Raw genomic sequence first — 16,263 nt, forward strand, 5'->3', positions numbered from 1 at the left:
AGGAAAAAGCATGAATACAGTAGAAAGAAAGAAAATTGCGATCGTCGGAACGGGAATATCGGGTCTAGCATGTGGTTATTACTTGCATAAAGCCCATGACGTAACGTTATTCGAAGCCAATGATTATATTGGGGGCCATACCGCAACAGTGGATGTCAACGTCGACGGTCGGGATTACGCCATTGATACGGGCTTTATTGTGTACAACGACCGTACTTACCCCAACTTTATTCGCTTGATGAACGAGATTGGCGTAGATGGGCTGCCGACTCAAATGAGCTTCAGCGTGAGAAACGACAGCAACGGATTGGAATATAACGGTCATACGGTGTCGACCTTATTTGCACAAAAACGCAATTGGGCGAACCCTAAGTTCTATCGGTTTATTTTCGAGATTTTGAGATTCAATAAGCTAGCTAAAGCTTTTGCAAGTGAGGGGGCTTCGAATTCCCAAACGTTGGGGGAGTTCTTAGATGAGCATCATTTCAGCGAATTTTTTACTGATAACTATATTTTGCCGATGGGGGCTGCGATTTGGTCTTCGACATTGGCAGACATGCGTGCGTTCCCATTAATGTTCTTCCTGCGCTTTTTCCTCAATCACGGGTTGTTGGATATCACCAATCGTCCTCAATGGTATGTCATTAAAGGAGGCTCCCGATCTTACATTCCGCCGTTGACTCAAGGTTTTGCTGATAACATTCGTCTGAACAGCCCGGTTGAAAAAGTCGTTCGCAACGAGAAAGGGGTTGGTGTTCAGGTTCACGGTCAGATGCAGTGGTTTGACGATGTGATCTTAGCTTGCCACAGTGATCAAGCGATGCGAATGCTCGGTGACATTAGCCCGGTGGAGCAAGGCATTTTAGGCGACATGGCTTATCAAGCTAATGAGGTCATCCTGCATACTGATACAAGCGTGCTCCCTCAACGCAAGGCTGCTTGGGCTTCTTGGAACTACCGACTGGACGGGAGCAATGATGAGCAGCAAAGATTACCGGCTTTGACTTACAACATGAACATTCTTCAGCATATACGATCCGAGCACACTTTCTGTGTCACGTTAAACAGTTCTGAATCCATCGAATCAGGCAAGATCCTCCGCGCTTTTACGTATCATCATCCCGTCTTCACCACGGAATCTATAGCAGCCCAACAGCGGAAAGAAGAAATACAAGGTGTACGAAACACATGGTTTTGTGGTGCATATTGGTTCAACGGTTTTCATGAAGATGGTGTACGAAGCGCCGTTGACGTCGTGAAAGGGCTAGAAGACAAGTACCGCGAGCAAAATATCGTTCCTTTTGAGAAAGGTGCTGCGTGATATGGAGAGTCGAATGAACAGCCGATTGTTTATAGGCAATGTTCGCCATCGCCGATTTACTCCTGTGAATCATGAGTTGAACTACTCACTGTTTATGCCTGCCATTGATTTGGACGAGCTTGATGCCCTAGAGAAGAAAGTCTGGGGTTTTGGTTCACACTGGTGGCACTGGGCACGCTTTAAGCGAAGTGATTATATTGGCGAGGGTTGCGTTAAGTCGGCAGTGCAAAACAAAGTGGAGCAACTGACAGGAGTTCGCTGTACCGGCAAAGTTATCGCAGTATGTCACCTGCGTTATTTAGGGCTCTATTTCAGCCCGGTGAATTTCTACTACGTTTATAGCAAGGAAGACGAATGGAAATATCTTCTTGCTGAGGTGAGTAATACCCCTTGGAATGAACGACATTATTACGCGATAGCGGCAGATAAAGACGATGAAGAGTTTGGCTGGGAACAAGATAAAGCGTTCCATGTATCGCCATTCAATCCGATTGACCAACTTTACCGCTGGAAGATTAGACCTTTGACAGACAAGCTGAATGTGCATCTTGAATGTCACAAGGGGAAAAAACACTTCGATGCGACGATGGCTATGAAAGCCAAGCCACTTTCTAGCAAAACCTTATTGAAATGCTTGATCGTTACGCCAATCCAGACGGTAAAAGTAATGGTTGGCATTTATTGGCACGCTCTTAAATTATGGATTAAAGGCGTACCGTTTTACTCTCACCCCAAATTTGAAAATTCGGATGAAGCAGAAAGTAATGAAACGGTAGTTGATGATAAAAAGAAAAAGCATAAGGAGAACTCTGCATGTTAAATACAACTTCTATGGCAATGCCGCGTGAACTAACAACGACACAAAAAGCGGCTCGCGGAGTTCTATTTCAATGTTTACACAAAATGGAAATAGGCTGCCTGACGGTAATTGAAAGCTTTAAAACAGAAACGACGGAGCGCAGTGAACGCTTTTCTACACCAAATGGGGAATACAAAGGAGACCCGATAGCTGCGACGATTGAAGTAAAACACCCTGGGTTTTACTCAAGAATACTTCAAGGCGGAAGCATCGCAGCAGGAGAAGCATACATGGATGGCTGGTGGGACAGCCCAGATTTGACAGCTTTGATGAAACTGATGGCGCTGAATATGCGGGCACTGGATCGTTTAGAGGAACAGGGGAACTGGCTTACTCGAATACTCTATAAATTTAGCCATTGGACCAATCGCAACTCACAAGAGAACTCACGCAAAAATATTCATGCGCATTACGATCTGGGTAACGATCTGTATAAATCGTTTCTTGATCCCAACATGCTTTATTCTTCCGCTCTTTATAATCAGTCCTCAGACTCTTTAGAGCAGGCGCAAATCAACAAGATGGACCGTTTGTGTCAACAACTCGAATTAAACGCAAATGATCATGTGATAGAAATTGGTACAGGTTGGGGCGCGATGGCTATTTATATGGCAGAACAATATGGCTGCCGCGTGACGACAACGACGATTTCAGAAGAGCAACATGCTTATGCGGGGCAGCAAATTATTGAGCGAGGGTTATCCGATAAGATTATTTTGTTGAAAGAAGATTATCGAGATCTCACTGGAACCTACGATAAATTGGTATCGATAGAGATGATCGAAGCGGTTGGGAAACAGTTTCTCCCCTCTTATATTAAGAAGTGTGAATCTTTACTTAAATCGGGCGGTCTGATGGCAATACAAGCAATTACCATTGCCGATCAACGATACGATTATTACAGTAATAATGTCGATTTTATTCAAAAATATATATTTCCTGGCGGGTTCTTACCATCCGTTACTTCATTGACACAAGCTTCAACTAAATACAGTGATTTAGTGGTACGGGATTTGTTCGATATAGGTTTAGATTATGCCAAAACACTCAATGCATGGCATTACCGCTTTAACCAGGCGGAAGTCGAAGTACGCTCATTTGGTTATGATGATCGCTTTGTGCGAATGTGGCGCTATTACTTAAGCTATTGCGAGGGCGGCTTTTTGGCTCGTACCATCAGTGCAGTACACATGACATTTCAGCGCCCTTAGTCGTCATGAAATTGTTGCTTGCTTCGACATGGTTCCAACTCTGCTGGTTCGCTGCCGTGCTTGGAACCTATCAATGGCAGTGGCTAACGTTGATACTTACTTTGGTGACCCTCATTTACTGCATTAGAGCGGATGCACATTCACTGAAAAGTATCAGTATCATCACGGTGGCTGGTTTGGTGCTTGATACCATAAACCAACAATTCTCAATTCTTGTTTTTTCAACACAATGGCTACCGATTTGGCTGTTATGCCTATGGGTCATGTTTTCTTGGTATTCGTACCAACTCAAGTCCATTTTGTACCGTTTCCCCAAACCCTACGTATCACTAGTAGGTGGTATCGGAGGAACGATCAGTTATTTTGCTGGTTTTAAACTCCAAGCCGTTGAATTTGGATTCAGCACGAGCGTTACTCTCGCCATTTTGTTTGCACAATGGTGTGTGATGATACTTGTGATACTCAAGGTGTACGGAAATGAAGAGCTTGAAAAGAAATTGGAAACAGAAACTGACTGATGGAGTGTTGTTAACGTTATTACTTGGTGTGACGTCTTTACAAGCCCAGACTATCTCGGACAATCGCCAGCAGAGCGTTCAACCTGATTGGCAACAATGGCAAACCGTTGGAGAAGCACAATTAACGTGGTTCATTTTTGATGTATATAAATCAACATTGAAAGCGCCAGATGGTCAGTATCTGGTATCGAGCGATGTCTCGCCACATGCCTTTGCTTTAGAAATCAATTATCAGCGTGACATAAGTAAACAACAACTTTTGGATGTGACAGACGAGCAGTGGCAGAAATTAGGTTTCACGCAATCCTTTCGCCAGCAGTGGCTTTTGGAACTCACTACTATGTTTCCAAATATCAATAAAGGTGACGAACTAACCTATTTGACAGACGGTAAAACAGGGCAACTTATATACCGTCAAGCGGGTGCCAAGCCATACCAAACGGTGGGTTATATTAATGATGAGCGTCTTAATGATGCATTTCTTTCCATTTGGTTATCTCCACAAACAGAATTTCCTAGACTTCGCAAACAACTCATCGGGCAGGTTAGGCAGTGAAACTATTTAAACGAATGATCAAAACATCGGTTGTCGCCACTGCAATATTATTGGGTGCTTGTTCAGCCGACATTGATAATTACCAGGCAGCTGCGCCAACGTTCGACTTGTTTGGCTATTTTGAGGGGAATGTAAAAGCATGGGGTATGGTACAAGACTATACCGAGAAGCAAACTCGTCGCTTCGAAGTTGAAATAGTAGGCACGGTCGATGGCAGAGAATTGACGCTTGTGGAAGATTTTGTTTTCGATGATGGCGAGCTAGACCAACGCATTTGGGTGATAACCAAACTAGAAAACGGACGCTATCAAGGCAAAGCCGATGACATTATCGGTGTCGCCACCGGTAAAGAGGTGGGTAACGCGCTACAGTGGCAGTACGATTTCGAGCTAAAGTTGGATGATTCGACCATTACCGTGTCGTTTGATGATTGGCTCTATCGTCAAGACGAGCACCATGTATTTAACCTTACCAAAATCAAAAAGTTTGGCGTCGAGGTAGGGACAATCACGTTGTTTTTCCAAAAACAGCGTTAATGCCACTAACGGTCTCAATATGTGATGTACGAAACAAAAAAGGTTGACGAGAAAACGTCAACCTTTGTTATTTAAGCTAGCATCCGGAGATTATAGCTTGTCGGTAAGCTCGATTGCTTGACCGATGTAGTTCGCAGGCGTCATCTCTTTAAGACGAGCTTTCTCGTGTTCAGGAAGCTCAAGACCGTCGATGAAATTACGCATTGCTTCGCCGTCTACACGCTTACCACGAGTTAGCTCTTTTAGCTTCTCGTATGGCTTCTCGATGCCGTAACGACGCATTACGGTTTGTACAGGCTCTGCTAGTACTTCCCAGTTTCTGTCTAGTTCAGCAAGAAGCGCTTCACGGTTTACTTCTAGTTTGCTAATGCCTTTAAGCGTAGAAGTATAAGCGATGATTGCGTAGCCAACACCCACACCAAGGTTACGTAGAACCGTTGAATCCGTTAGGTCACGTTGCCAACGAGAGATAGGCAGTTTCTGTGCTAGGTGGCCGAATACTGCATTCGCAAGACCTAAGTTACCCTCTGAGTTTTCAAAGTCGATTGGGTTAACTTTGTGAGGCATTGTTGAAGAACCGATCTCACCAGCAATGGTTTTTTGCTTGAAGTGGCCTAGTGCAATGTAACCCCAAACGTCACGGTCGAAGTCAATCAGGATTGTGTTGAAGCGAGCAACCGCGTCGAACAGTTCAGCGATGTAATCGTGTGGTTCGATTTGAGTTGTGTAAGGGTTCCAAGTTACACCAAGAGACTCTGTGATGAACTCTTCAGAAAACTTATGCCAATCTAGTTCAGGGTAAGCTGAAAGGTGCGCATTGTAGTTACCTACCGCGCCATTGATTTTAGCTAGAATTTCAACGTTTTCGATTTGCTTAAATTGACGCTCCATACGGTACGCCACGTTTGCCATTTCTTTACCCATCGTAGATGGAGATGCTGGCTGACCGTGTGTACGAGATAGAAGAGGAATATCGCGGTATTCAACAGCAAGTGCTTTGATTGCATCAATTAGATTGCGAATTTCTGGAAGAATCACTGTCTCACGCGCTTCTTTAAGCATTAGAGCGTGTGAAGTGTTGTTGATGTCTTCAGAAGTACATGCAAAGTGGAAGAACTCGTTTACAGCGTGCAGTTCAGGAACGTCAGCTACTTTTTCTTTTAAGAAGTATTCAACCGCTTTAACGTCGTGGTTTGTTGTACGCTCGATCTCTTTGATGCGTAGCGCGTCTTCTTCAGAGAAGTTTGCAGCAAGGTCGTCTAGGAATTGATTTGCTTCCGCGCTAAATGCTGGCACTTCTGCAATTTCAGCAGTAGCAGCAAGCTTTTGAAGCCAGCGGATCTCAACGATAGTACGGTACTTCAATAAACCGTATTCACTGAAAATTTCGCGTAACGCAATTGTCTTGCTTCCGTAACGGCCGTCTACTGGTGAAACAGCAGTCAATGCTGACAGTTCCATGATGTTCTCCTGAATTGGGTTTCTAAATTTCGTGAGCTTTATACCAATAACTGTGGCAATTGTCACGAATATTGCGCAATCGTTTGCGCGAGATTTGTTTTGGTCAAAAAAATGAGCTCGCGGTAAACGCGAGCTGCTTGTTCCGAACCATCTTACATGCGAGCAAGGAGTATTTGAGCTTGCTCGACCATCTTTTTGCGGCCGAAGATCAAATGGCGGCGCTTGCCACCAACTTGACGCCAAAGTACTGCGCAGCGAATACCTGATAACAACAACGCACGAACTTTGTGTTGGTTAGAGGTCTGTTGCAGTACAGATGGTGTTCCGGTTACTTGAATACGCGGTCCGATAGGGCTGACAACATCCAAGTAAATGCTTGCTAAGTTGCTGATCATTTGATCATCTAGCAATTCAAAATGTTCCGTTTGACGCTGGGCCATTTTGATGCGATCACCAAGTTGTGACATCGCATCATTGCGGCTCGTTAGCTTGCGTTCTAATGCCATTAAGCTAATGATGTAGCGAGTAACTTCACTTCCAGCTGGAGTGCTATCAATCCCTTTCACTAAGCATTCAAGCCCCAGCTTTAAATCGGCCTCGCGACCGAAAACACCGATGGTGTTCGCTGGGTTTGTATTGATAATGGCTTTAATTGACGTTTCAAAGGCATCTTGATCACAATGTCCGTTTTTCGCTGCTTGTTGAACCAATGCAACAGCTTGGCAGATACCTGCAAAAGCGATAGTACGGTCATAAAGTGTATTCGCCACGTAACGACTCCTAAGCTTGAGAATATTTAATACGTTGCTCGATAATGCCGCCACCTAGGCATACGTCATCTTTATAGAACACCGCTGATTGACCAGGTGTAACAGCAATTTGCGGTTCATCAAAGATCACTTTAATGTTTTCATCATCGATAGGGATGATTGTACAAGGAATATCTTCCTGACGGTAACGTGTTTTCACTGTACACTTCATAACATCGCGAATTGGCTCACGGTCGACCCAGTGAAGTTGTGATGCAAGTAGACCTTCTGATTTCAACATCGGATGATCTTTACCTTGTACTGCGATCAAAACGTTACGTTTTAGGTCTTTCTCACCAACGAACCATGGATCTTCGTTACCGCCACCGCCTTTACGGCCACCAATATGCAGACCTTTACGCTGACCTAGCGTGTGGTACATCAAACCTTGGTGTTGACCAATAACTTCACCCTCTGGTGTTTCAATGTTGCCAGGTTGAGCTGGCAGGTATTTACCAAGGAACTCAGTGAATTTACGCTCGCCGATAAAACAGATACCCGTTGAGTCTTTTTTCTTCGCTGTAATCAGGCCTTGCTCTTCTGCGATTCGACGTACTTCAGGTTTCTCTAAATCGCCAACAGGGAATAGGCTGCGAGCAATTTGCTCATGGCTCAGTGTATAGAGGAAGTAGCTTTGATCTTTATTGCCATCGAGACCACGTAGCATTTGTGGTTTTTCACCGTTTTCAGGGAAAGAACGACGCACATAGTGACCCATTGCAATGTAATCCGCATCAAGCACTTCATCAGCGAACTCTAGGAATGCCTTGAACTTGATTTCTTTGTTACAAAGAATATCTGGGTTTGGTGTACGACCTGCTTTGTATTCTGCAAGGAAATACTCAAATACGTTGTCCCAGTATTCAGCAGCAAAGTTGATGGTGTGTAGGTGAATGCCCAGCTTGTCACATACTGCCTGAGCATCAGCAAGATCTTCTGCTGCTGTACAATATTCTTCGTTGTCATCCTCTTCCCAGTTCTTCATGAACAGGCCTTCCACTTGGTAGCCTTGCTGCTTTAGAAGATACGCAGAAACAGATGAATCAACGCCGCCGGACATACCGACGATGACTTTCTTTTGGCTGTTATCAGACATTACTAAACACCACTTAAATAAACGGGACGCAGATTCTACCAGAATCCACAGGCCGGTGACAGATCCGAGATCGAAATCACACTTCGATTTGCTACATTTTAAGCTAATAGCATCACGAGTCGGTAATTTCATAAGTATAGAGTGGGTATATATGGCATAGTTGGCCAAAATCCAAGAGGAAAATTCAAATGACGGAAGAAAACCAATTTATGCAAGAAGCTGAGTTGATCGAAATTGTTGAGAATCAACTGGAAGACGGCAACCCACTAAAAGTAAAAGAAACCTTAATGCGCTTAATGATGAAAGGTACACCACGTGAAGATGCAGTGGCGATGATGGCCTGTGCAATGTCAATTGAGGTATTTGATGTCATGAAAAATGACGGTGAGTTTAATTTAAAACGTTATACAGAACATCTAAATCAATTGCCTGATTTGGGCTTTATGGAGGGCGAATAACGGGCCAGAGAACAAAAATATAAGCGGCAAACGTTTGCTATAATTGCTTTTATTGCTGCTTTATTGTCTGCGGTATAGAATCCGTTCTCCTTTTCATCCCTGACTCAGACTAACAATATGAAATTTCCTGGACAACGCAAATCGAAGCACTACTTTCCTGTTCATGCTCGTGACCCTTTGGTGAGCCAAGCACAAGAAAGCAAGAAGATGACGCGCACTCACATCATCGGTATTGATCAGACCTTGGTAGATATTGAAGCGAAAGTTACAACGGATGTGATTGAAAAGTACGGTTTGAGTAAAGGACACTCGTTGGTTATTGATGATGCGACTGCTGAAGCGCTTTATCAACAATTAAAAGAAGAAAACCTAATTACTAATGAGTATGCAGGCGGAACGATCGGTAACACGTTACACAACTACTCTGTGCTAGCGGATGACCGCTCGACACTTTTAGGGGTAATGAGTCAGGATATCAAAATTGGCAGCTACGGTTACCGTTACCTATGTAACACCTCAAGCCGTATGGATTTGAATTACCTACAGGGCGTCGAGGGTGCAATCGGTCGCTGCTTTGCGCTAATTACCGAAGATGGTGAGCGTACTTTTGCGATCAGCGAAGGTCAAATGAACCAACTTCACCCAGACAATATTCCTGAGAAAATTTTCAAAAGTGCCTCTGCACTTGTTTTGACGGCATACCTTGTTCGTTGCAAAGAAGGTGATCCAATGCCTGAAGCAACCATGCGTGCGATCGACTTCGCGAAAAAGCATGATGTTCCTGTCGTATTAACGTTGGGCACCAAATTTGTCATTCAAGATGATCCTACATTCTGGCAAGAATTTATTCGTGACCATGTTTCTGTGGTTGCGATGAACGAAGATGAAGCAGAAGCACTAACAGGTGAGTCAGATCCACTAGCTGCGTCAGATAAGACACTAGAGTGGGCAGATTTGGTTTTATGTACCGCGGGCCCTGTTGGTTTATTTATGGCGGGTTACACTGAAGATAGTGCGAAACGCGAAACCTCATTGCCACTGCTTCCTGGTTCTGTTGCAGAGTTTAACCGTTACGAATTCAGCCGTCCTGCTAAGAAAGAAGCTTGTGAAAATGCAATTAAAGTTTATTCACATATCTCTCCATACATGGGTGGTCCTGAGAAAATCAAGAACACCAATGGTGCAGGCGATGCAGCACTATCAGCAGTACTTCACGATATGGCCGCAAATAAATACCACAAAGAAAATGTGCCTAACTCAAGCAAGCACAGCAATGAGTATTTAACTTACTCTTCGTTCTCTCAAGTTTGTAAATACGCAAACCGCGCGAGTTACGAAGTGTTAGTGCAGCATTCTCCACGTCTTTCTCGTGGTCTTCCTGAGCGTGAAGATAGCTTGGAAGAAGCATACTGGGAGCGTTAATACTCTTAGAGTGTTCGATGGCTTTTGATTGTAAAAAGTATCAGAGATGAAAATGGCGCATTTTTTAATGCGCCATTTTTATTGTTTTATAAAACCCATCATGGATTCAGATAAATAGTTATTCAATCTCTTGGTAAGACAACTTCTTATAGAGGTTGAATGAAAATTCACACCAATGCATCTAGTTTCAATCTATATAATGAAACTATCAGTAGCATTAGCTCTCACAGCGAGAATACTATTATTTGAATGGGTATAAAAAAAGGCTTCCATCGGAAGCCTTTTAAATCTTTAATCACATTTAAAGTAAGAATTCATCTAGTGATTTACCAGCATCAAGTTGTTCTTGGATTGCTGATGGAGTACGGCCTTGACCTGTCCAAGTTTTTTCGTCACCGTTGCTATCTACGTATTTGTATTTAGCTGGGCGTGGAGCACGTTTACCTTTTGCTTTAGTCTTAGTTTCACCAGCTAGTGCGCTGATTAGAGCTTCAACGTCGATGCCATCTTTTGCGATTTGTTCTGCAATTGCAGCCATTTTCGCTTCTTGCTCAGCTTGTGCTGCGCGATCAGCTTCTTCAGATTCTTGACGCTCTTGAACAACGATAGTCAGTTTATCTAGAGCTTCTTCCAATTGTTCTAGAGTCAGCTCACGAGAAAATGCACGAAGGCTACGGATATTTAGAAGTGTTTTAGTCAGCTCAGACATAACGATTCCTATTAATAGGTGAGATTGCCAAGCATTGGGAATCTTTATGATTCACAAATGCCGAACGATAAATAAAAACAGTCTTTATATTTAACGTTATCTTTAGAATATGTGCAAATACTAATTTGAGATTTAGATTGTTTTTTTTAGCAATAAATCAATATTAAATTGGAATAGTAGAAAATCTTTACGGTTTATAGGCCTAAATGCTCTATATAGATAGGGGTAGTACTCATTTTGTATATCATGTGTGTCGCGGTTGAGTGGTAAAATTAAGCTTAGTAATAAGAAAAAATCACACTTAGTTACAAGAAATAGCAGCGAATTATCTTTGTACTGTCTACCCATTTAATTCAAGGTTAGAAACTAACGTGTGAAAGATAGTTACTTTGTTTCATAAAAAATAGTGTTGCGATCTCAAATTAGCAGGTCGAATAAGAAATACATCGAGCTTGGAACTAAGAGGGCTAATTTTGGCTTCATAGAGTAGGTATTAATGTTGCTTATCAGCAAGAGATACACAAATGTCAAAAAATCAGCTCAATCTTATGAGTACTTTGCCATATAGCCGAATACCGTTAGCTATATAACCTATACCAATAGCTATAAACATGTGAGCGGTTGTAAGCATGTGTTGGGTATATCAGCTTCTTATATTTCATTGGTAAATCATAAGGGCAATTAACTATTCACTAAATTTAGATTGATGTGTTGCATTGTAGGTCTTCATGAGTACAATGGCTGTTACCTGATGCAATGTTGCAGACAAAATGTTGTTAATTTGTATAATTAATGGTTGATTGTTTGTTGTTGCCGTAGAGGTGCAGTCTCGAAGAGTAGCTATTATTGGGGTGATGCCAATGAATAATAGTGGAAGGCGAAGATTGCCGAAGTAAGTGGTTTATCGAACCCACTTGCTGGGGTTGACTCCGAAAGGAACAACACTGCCATAGTATATTAACATTAAACTATGGAGCGCTACTGTAGGGTTGGGTGGAGTGTTCGCTTCCCTGTCGCTAAGTTCAACATGAGCACGTGCCGTATGCCACGTGTCTTGTCTGCAGTAGATCTCTAGCCAAACTTTGGTTTTTGAAGATCATGAATTTATTAGATTTTGCACATTCTCCTGTTTCGTTATTGCCGCCTATTGTCGCACTGACACTGGCGATTTTAACTCGACGCGTATTAGTTTCTCTTGGTGTGGGTATCGTTCTCGGAGCGATCCTACTTAACGATTGGTCTGTCGGTAACACGATAGGTTATGTGAGTTCACAAGTTTCTTCTGTCTTTATTGAAGATGGCGGTATTAACACTTGGAACATGAGTATCGTCGCTTTCCTAATCCTGCTAGGTATGACAACGGCTTTGCTCACACTTTCTGGCGGCACACGCGCTTTCGCTGAGTGGGCACAAACTCGAGTAAAAAGTAAACGTGGCTCTAAACTTCTTGCAGCTTTCTTAGGCGTATTCATTTTTGTCGACGATTACTTTAATAGCCTTGCTGTTGGTGCGATCTCTCGTCCGGTAACAGACCGCTTCTATGTATCTCGCGCTAAACTTGCCTACATTCTAGACTCAACGGCAGCGCCAATGTGTGTGATTATGCCTGCTTCTAGCTGGGGTGCTTACATCATCACGATTATCGGCGGTATTTTAGTTTCTCACGGCGTGACTGAGTACTCGGCGCTAGGTGCTTACGTTCGTCTAATTCCAATGAACTTTTATGCTGTATTCGCACTATTAATGGTGTTTGCAGTTGCATGGTTTGGTTTAGACATCGGTAAAATGCGCGATCACGAAATCGCAGCGTCTCAAGGTCGCGGTTTCGACAAAGACAAAGAAAACGACACTCAAGAAGCACACGAGCTAAACGAAGAGTTGGATATCCGTGAAAGCGAGAAAGGTAAGGTTTCAGACCTCGTGCTGCCTATCATCACGCTGATCGTCGCAACTATTACCGCTATGCTTTACACGGGTGGTCAAGCATTAGCAGCTGATGGCAAAGAATTTGTACTTTTAGGTGCATTTGAGAATACCGACGTTGGTACGTCGCTCGTCTACGGTAGTTTACTTGGGCTTGCTGTTGCACTATTTACGGTCTTTAAGCAAGGCATTCCAATGGCAGAGATCGCTCGCACGCTTTGGATTGGTGCAAAGTCGATGTTTGGTGCTATTCTCATTCTTGTATTTGCTTGGACCATCGGTTCTGTTATCGGTGACATGAAGACGGGTTCGTACCTATCGACAATGGCGCAAGGCAACATCAACCCTCATTGGCTGCCTGTTATTCTATTCTTGTTGTCTGGCCTAATGGCGTTCTCAACGGGGACTTCATGGGGTACGTTTGGCATTATGCTTCCTATCGCGGGCGATATGGCGGGGGCAACAGACATTGCATTAATGCTACCTATGCTAAGTTCTGTGCTTGCTGGTGCCGTATTTGGTGATCACTGTTCGCCAATATCGGACACGACCATTCTTTCATCGACAGGTGCGCGTTGTAACCACATTGATCACGTATCGACTCAGTTGCCTTATGCATTATCTGTTGCGTTGGTTTCATGTGTAGGCTTCATTGTTCTAGGCATGACAGCATCTATCGCATTCTCTTTCATTGCAGCATCGATCACTTTTGCTGTCGTTTGTACAGTATTGTCATGGCTTTCTAAGTCTAAAATGACATCGTGTCAGAATGCGTAATTAATTGATTTAAAGATTAAAACAATAGGAGGCTTAGGCCTCCCTTTTTTATTTGTATTATACAAATTAGAATTTTTTTAAATTAATGGTTGAAAAAAGTAATCAGCTTGGTTAGTGTGGATACTAACAAAGCAATAGAGAAGAGCCTTGAAATAAGTATGCGTAATTTAGGAATGAACATTCATCACCATCATCACCCAGCCTAGTCTTTCGGGAGATGCACGCATACCCGGGAGATAGGAAACTCCCGGAGGTAAAATCAAATTAAACACAGATTTTAAACCCTCGGGAGACTAACTTCTCCCGAGGGTTTTTTAGTTTTACTGATTTATAAAATATTTCAAATATCGAATTTGCACAGGGATAAAGTAATGCAAACACAACGCTTAAGAATTGCCATTCAGAAAAAAGGTCGCCTTAGTAAAGAGAGCCAAGCTCTACTGAAAAAATGTGGCGTGAAATTCAATATCATGGGTGAGCGATTGGTCGTTCATTCAGAAAATATGCCAATTGACTTACTTTTAGTTCGTGATGACGATATTCCAGGCCTAATTATGGATGGTGTGGTCGACCTAGGCTTTATTGGTGAAAATGAACTTGAAGAAGTTCGTCTGGATCGCAAAGCATTAGGCGAGCCTAGCGAGTTTGTTCAACTTCGTCGTCTTGATTTTGGTGGTTGTCGTTTGTCTATTGCTATCGATAAAGACGAAGAATATAACGGGCCTCAAGATCTTGCTGGTAAACGTATTGCAACGACTTATCCGCAGCTATTAAAAGCATATATGGACAAATCAGGCGTCTCGTTTTCAACGTGTATGCTGACTGGTTCTGTTGAAGTGGCTCCCCGTGCGGGCCTTGCCGATGCAATCGCTGACTTGGTATCTACGGGGGCGACATTAGAAGCGAACGGGCTAAAAGAAGCAGAGGTTATCTTCAAATCAAAAGCGACGTTGATTCAACGCACTGGTGAATTTGATGCGGATAAAGTTGCTCTTATTGAAAAACTTCTGACACGCATGCAAGGCGTACAGCAAGCAAAAGAGTCGAAGTACATCATGTTGCACGCACCTGCGGATAAATTGGATCAAATTAAAGCCCTGTTACCTGGTGCAGAAGACCCAACGGTTTTACCTTTGTCTGCAGATAAGCAAAAAGTTGCTGTTCACTTGGTGAGTACTGAAAACCTATTCTGGGAAACGATGGAACAGCTAAAAGAATTAGGTGCAAGCTCAATTCTAGTATTGCCAATTGAAAAAATGATGGAGTAATAGCGATGAGAACAGTTGTATGGCAATCGCTGAGTGAAACGCAACAAGATTCGATTCTAGAACGTCCTGCGATAACGGAAGGTGTGAGTATTACCGCTGCAGTTTCAGAAATTATTGCGAAAGTTCGTAAAGAAGGTGATGCCGCATTAGTTGAGTTGACCGAGAAGTTTGACCGCGTGAAGCCGGAATCGATACGCGTATCGGCTCAAGAAATTGATGAAGCTTCAGCGCGTCTTTCTGACAAGATGAAAAGCGCATTGGAGCAAGCTTATGAGAATATTTCAAAGTTTCACAAAGCGCAAAAGCCACAGCCAATAAAAGTAGAAACTCAACCGGGAGTGCTTTGTGAACAAGTGACACGCCCAATTCAAAAAGTGGGTTTGTACATCCCTGGTGGCAGTGCGCCATTACCATCAACGGTTTTGATGCTTGGTGTCCCTGCAAAAATTGCAGGTTGTCGCAAAGTAGTGCTTTGTTCTCCACCTCCTATCGCTGACGAGATCCTTTATGTAGCGAAACTGTGTGGCATCGATGAAGTGTATAACGTCGGTGGAGGTCAAGCCGTTGCAGCGATGGCATACGGTACTGAGACCGTATCGAAAGTCGATAAGATCTTTGGTCCAGGTAATGCGTACGTAACAGAAGCAAAACGTCAGGTAAGTAATGACTTTCGCGGCTCAGCGATTGATATGCCTGCGGGTCCATCAGAAGTATTGGTACTCGCAGACGAAACCGCAGATGCAGACTTCATTGCTGCGGACCTTTTAAGCCAAGCCGAGCATGGCCCAGATTCACAAGTGGTATTGGTGACACCATCACCAATTATTGCAGACCAAGTGACAGATGCTGTCCAACGCCAACTTAAAGGGTTATCTCGTGCTGATATTGCTGAAAAAGCATTAGCATCGAGTCTGATCATTATTGCTGAATCGCTTACTCAAGCGGTTTCAATCTCAAATTACTACGGCCCCGAACACTTAATTGTACAAACCAAGAACCCTCGTGAACTGCTGCCCCTATTAGATAATGCAGGTTCCATCTTCCTTGGTGATTGGTCGCCAGAATCCGCCGGGGATTACGCATCAGGCACTAACCACGTTCTTCCTACTTACGGCTACACACGTACTTACTCAAGCTTGGGCTTAGCGGATTTTTCTAAGCGTATGACAGTACAAGAGCTGTCGGCCGACGGCCTAAAGAACCTTGCGCCAACAGTCGTTACCATGGCAGAAGCGGAAGGTCTGGACGCACACAAACGTGCCGTGACGATTCGTACTGAAAAGTTAACCCGTGCAGAAACCTTAACCTGTACCGAAAACCAGGCAGCAAAGTAAGAGGA

At 43.4% G+C, this 16,263-nt stretch carries 15 protein-coding genes, 1 riboswitch and 1 other annotated feature; of the genes, 11 read left to right on the forward strand and 4 right to left on the reverse strand.

Going from position 1 to position 16,263, the window contains the following annotated elements:
• Nucleotides 1-10 precede the first annotated feature (10 nt).
• The 6 genes from KHN78_RS13085 to KHN78_RS13110 are packed head-to-tail and all read left to right on the forward strand — an operon-like array spanning nt 11 to nt 5,001.
• Nucleotides 11-1,321 carry an NAD(P)/FAD-dependent oxidoreductase gene (locus KHN78_RS13085; protein WP_211916351.1) on the forward strand — a complete coding sequence of 437 codons (1,311 nt, stop codon included), beginning with the start codon at nt 11-13 and terminating at the stop codon, nt 1,319-1,321.
• A gap of 1 nt (nt 1,322) precedes the next feature.
• On the forward strand, nt 1,323-2,141 hold the full coding sequence (locus KHN78_RS13090; protein WP_211916352.1) for a DUF1365 domain-containing protein: 819 nt from the start codon (nt 1,323-1,325) through the stop codon (nt 2,139-2,141).
• A complete protein-coding gene (locus KHN78_RS13095; protein WP_211916353.1) occupies nt 2,135-3,391 on the forward strand; it encodes an SAM-dependent methyltransferase in 1,257 nt (418 codons plus the stop codon). The genes KHN78_RS13090 and KHN78_RS13095 overlap by 7 nt, the downstream gene beginning before the upstream one ends.
• 5 nt (nt 3,392-3,396) lie before the next feature.
• Nucleotides 3,397-3,909 (forward strand): DUF2878 domain-containing protein, encoded by a 513-nt coding sequence (locus KHN78_RS13100; RefSeq protein ID WP_211916354.1) that lies wholly within the window; start codon nt 3,397-3,399, stop codon nt 3,907-3,909.
• Complete coding sequence (locus KHN78_RS13105; protein WP_211916355.1) at nt 3,869-4,465, forward strand: chalcone isomerase family protein; 597 nt, start codon at nt 3,869-3,871, stop codon at nt 4,463-4,465. Before KHN78_RS13100 ends, KHN78_RS13105 begins: the two co-directional genes overlap by 41 nt.
• A gap of 14 nt (nt 4,466-4,479) precedes the next feature.
• Nucleotides 4,480-5,001, forward strand: a complete 522-nt coding sequence (locus KHN78_RS13110) for a DUF3833 domain-containing protein (RefSeq protein WP_211916551.1) — start codon at nt 4,480-4,482, stop codon at nt 4,999-5,001.
• A 90-nt stretch (nt 5,002-5,091) separates the two neighbouring features.
• Here KHN78_RS13110 and purB read toward each other — a convergent pair whose 3' ends face one another.
• The 3 genes from purB to mnmA all read right to left on the reverse strand — a co-directional run bounded on the left by purB (nt 5,092) and on the right by mnmA (nt 8,367).
• Entirely contained in the window at nt 5,092-6,462 is a 1,371-nt protein-coding gene (gene purB, locus KHN78_RS13115) for an adenylosuccinate lyase (protein ID WP_211916356.1), read from the reverse strand.
• A gap of 152 nt (nt 6,463-6,614) precedes the next feature.
• The gene (hflD, locus tag KHN78_RS13120; protein WP_128810630.1) at nt 6,615-7,232 is read right to left on the reverse strand and encodes a high frequency lysogenization protein HflD; all 618 of its coding nucleotides are present in this window, start codon (nt 7,230-7,232) and stop codon (nt 6,615-6,617) included.
• Between the two features lie 10 nt (nt 7,233-7,242).
• Complete coding sequence (gene mnmA / locus KHN78_RS13125) at nt 7,243-8,367, reverse strand: tRNA 2-thiouridine(34) synthase MnmA (RefSeq protein ID WP_211916357.1); 1,125 nt, start codon at nt 8,365-8,367, stop codon at nt 7,243-7,245.
• 188 nt (nt 8,368-8,555) lie between these two features.
• On the opposite strand from mnmA, the gene KHN78_RS13130 reads away from it, so the two are divergent.
• Nucleotides 8,556-8,825 carry a hypothetical protein gene (locus KHN78_RS13130; RefSeq protein ID WP_211916358.1) on the forward strand — a complete coding sequence of 90 codons (270 nt, stop codon included), beginning with the start codon at nt 8,556-8,558 and terminating at the stop codon, nt 8,823-8,825.
• 117 nt (nt 8,826-8,942) lie between these two features.
• Entirely contained in the window at nt 8,943-10,247 is a 1,305-nt protein-coding gene (locus KHN78_RS13135; RefSeq protein ID WP_211916359.1) for an inosine/guanosine kinase, read from the forward strand.
• 301 nt (nt 10,248-10,548) lie between these two features.
• Here the strand turns inward: KHN78_RS13135 and KHN78_RS13140 are convergent, their stop codons facing one another.
• Nucleotides 10,549-10,956, reverse strand: coding sequence for an H-NS family nucleoid-associated regulatory protein (locus tag KHN78_RS13140; protein ID WP_211916360.1), 408 nt, complete (start codon nt 10,954-10,956; stop codon nt 10,549-10,551).
• An 808-nt stretch (nt 10,957-11,764) separates the two neighbouring features.
• Nucleotides 11,765-11,945, forward strand: a riboswitch (Lysine riboswitch).
• Nucleotides 11,946-12,054: 109 nt separating this feature from the next.
• Between KHN78_RS13140 and tet(35) the strand changes: the two genes are divergently transcribed.
• From tet(35) to hisD, 3 genes are all read left to right on the forward strand, one after another.
• The gene (gene tet(35) / locus KHN78_RS13145; RefSeq protein ID WP_211916361.1) at nt 12,055-13,656 is read left to right on the forward strand and encodes a tetracycline efflux Na+/H+ antiporter family transporter Tet(35); all 1,602 of its coding nucleotides are present in this window, start codon (nt 12,055-12,057) and stop codon (nt 13,654-13,656) included.
• Between the two features lie 181 nt (nt 13,657-13,837).
• Nucleotides 13,838-13,975, forward strand: a sequence feature (His leader region).
• A 52-nt stretch (nt 13,976-14,027) separates the two neighbouring features.
• A complete protein-coding gene (gene hisG, locus KHN78_RS13150) occupies nt 14,028-14,924 on the forward strand; it encodes an ATP phosphoribosyltransferase (RefSeq protein ID WP_211916362.1) in 897 nt (298 codons plus the stop codon).
• A gap of 5 nt (nt 14,925-14,929) precedes the next feature.
• Nucleotides 14,930-16,258 (forward strand): histidinol dehydrogenase, encoded by a 1,329-nt coding sequence (gene hisD / locus KHN78_RS13155; RefSeq protein ID WP_211916363.1) that lies wholly within the window; start codon nt 14,930-14,932, stop codon nt 16,256-16,258.
• Nucleotides 16,259-16,263 lie beyond the last annotated feature (5 nt).

The organism is Vibrio sp. B1REV9, assembly GCF_905175395.2.
Taxonomy (GTDB): Bacteria; Pseudomonadota; Gammaproteobacteria; order Enterobacterales; family Vibrionaceae; genus Vibrio; species Vibrio alfacsensis.

Bases quoted from the DNA above. Each gene is read 5' to 3' on its own strand.
- KHN78_RS13085 (WP_211916351.1), top strand. From the start codon at position 11: ATGAATACAGTAGAAAGAAAGAAAATTGCGATCGTCGGAACGGGAATA.
- KHN78_RS13090 (WP_211916352.1), top strand. From the start codon at position 1,323: ATGGAGAGTCGAATGAACAGCCGATTGTTTATAGGCAATGTTCGCCAT.
- KHN78_RS13095 (WP_211916353.1), top strand. From the start codon at position 2,135: ATGTTAAATACAACTTCTATGGCAATGCCGCGTGAACTAACAACGACA.
- KHN78_RS13100 (WP_211916354.1), top strand. From the start codon at position 3,397: ATGAAATTGTTGCTTGCTTCGACATGGTTCCAACTCTGCTGGTTCGCT.
- KHN78_RS13105 (WP_211916355.1), top strand. From the start codon at position 3,869: ATGAAGAGCTTGAAAAGAAATTGGAAACAGAAACTGACTGATGGAGTG.
- KHN78_RS13110 (WP_211916551.1), top strand. From the start codon at position 4,480: ATGATCAAAACATCGGTTGTCGCCACTGCAATATTATTGGGTGCTTGT.
- purB (WP_211916356.1), bottom strand. From the start codon at position 6,462: ATGGAACTGTCAGCATTGACTGCTGTTTCACCAGTAGACGGCCGTTAC.
- mnmA (WP_211916357.1), bottom strand. From the start codon at position 8,367: ATGTCTGATAACAGCCAAAAGAAAGTCATCGTCGGTATGTCCGGCGGC.
- KHN78_RS13130 (WP_211916358.1), top strand. From the start codon at position 8,556: ATGACGGAAGAAAACCAATTTATGCAAGAAGCTGAGTTGATCGAAATT.
- KHN78_RS13135 (WP_211916359.1), top strand. From the start codon at position 8,943: ATGAAATTTCCTGGACAACGCAAATCGAAGCACTACTTTCCTGTTCAT.
- KHN78_RS13140 (WP_211916360.1), bottom strand. From the start codon at position 10,956: ATGTCTGAGCTGACTAAAACACTTCTAAATATCCGTAGCCTTCGTGCA.
- hisG (WP_211916362.1), top strand. From the start codon at position 14,028: ATGCAAACACAACGCTTAAGAATTGCCATTCAGAAAAAAGGTCGCCTT.
- hisD (WP_211916363.1), top strand. From the start codon at position 14,930: ATGAGAACAGTTGTATGGCAATCGCTGAGTGAAACGCAACAAGATTCG.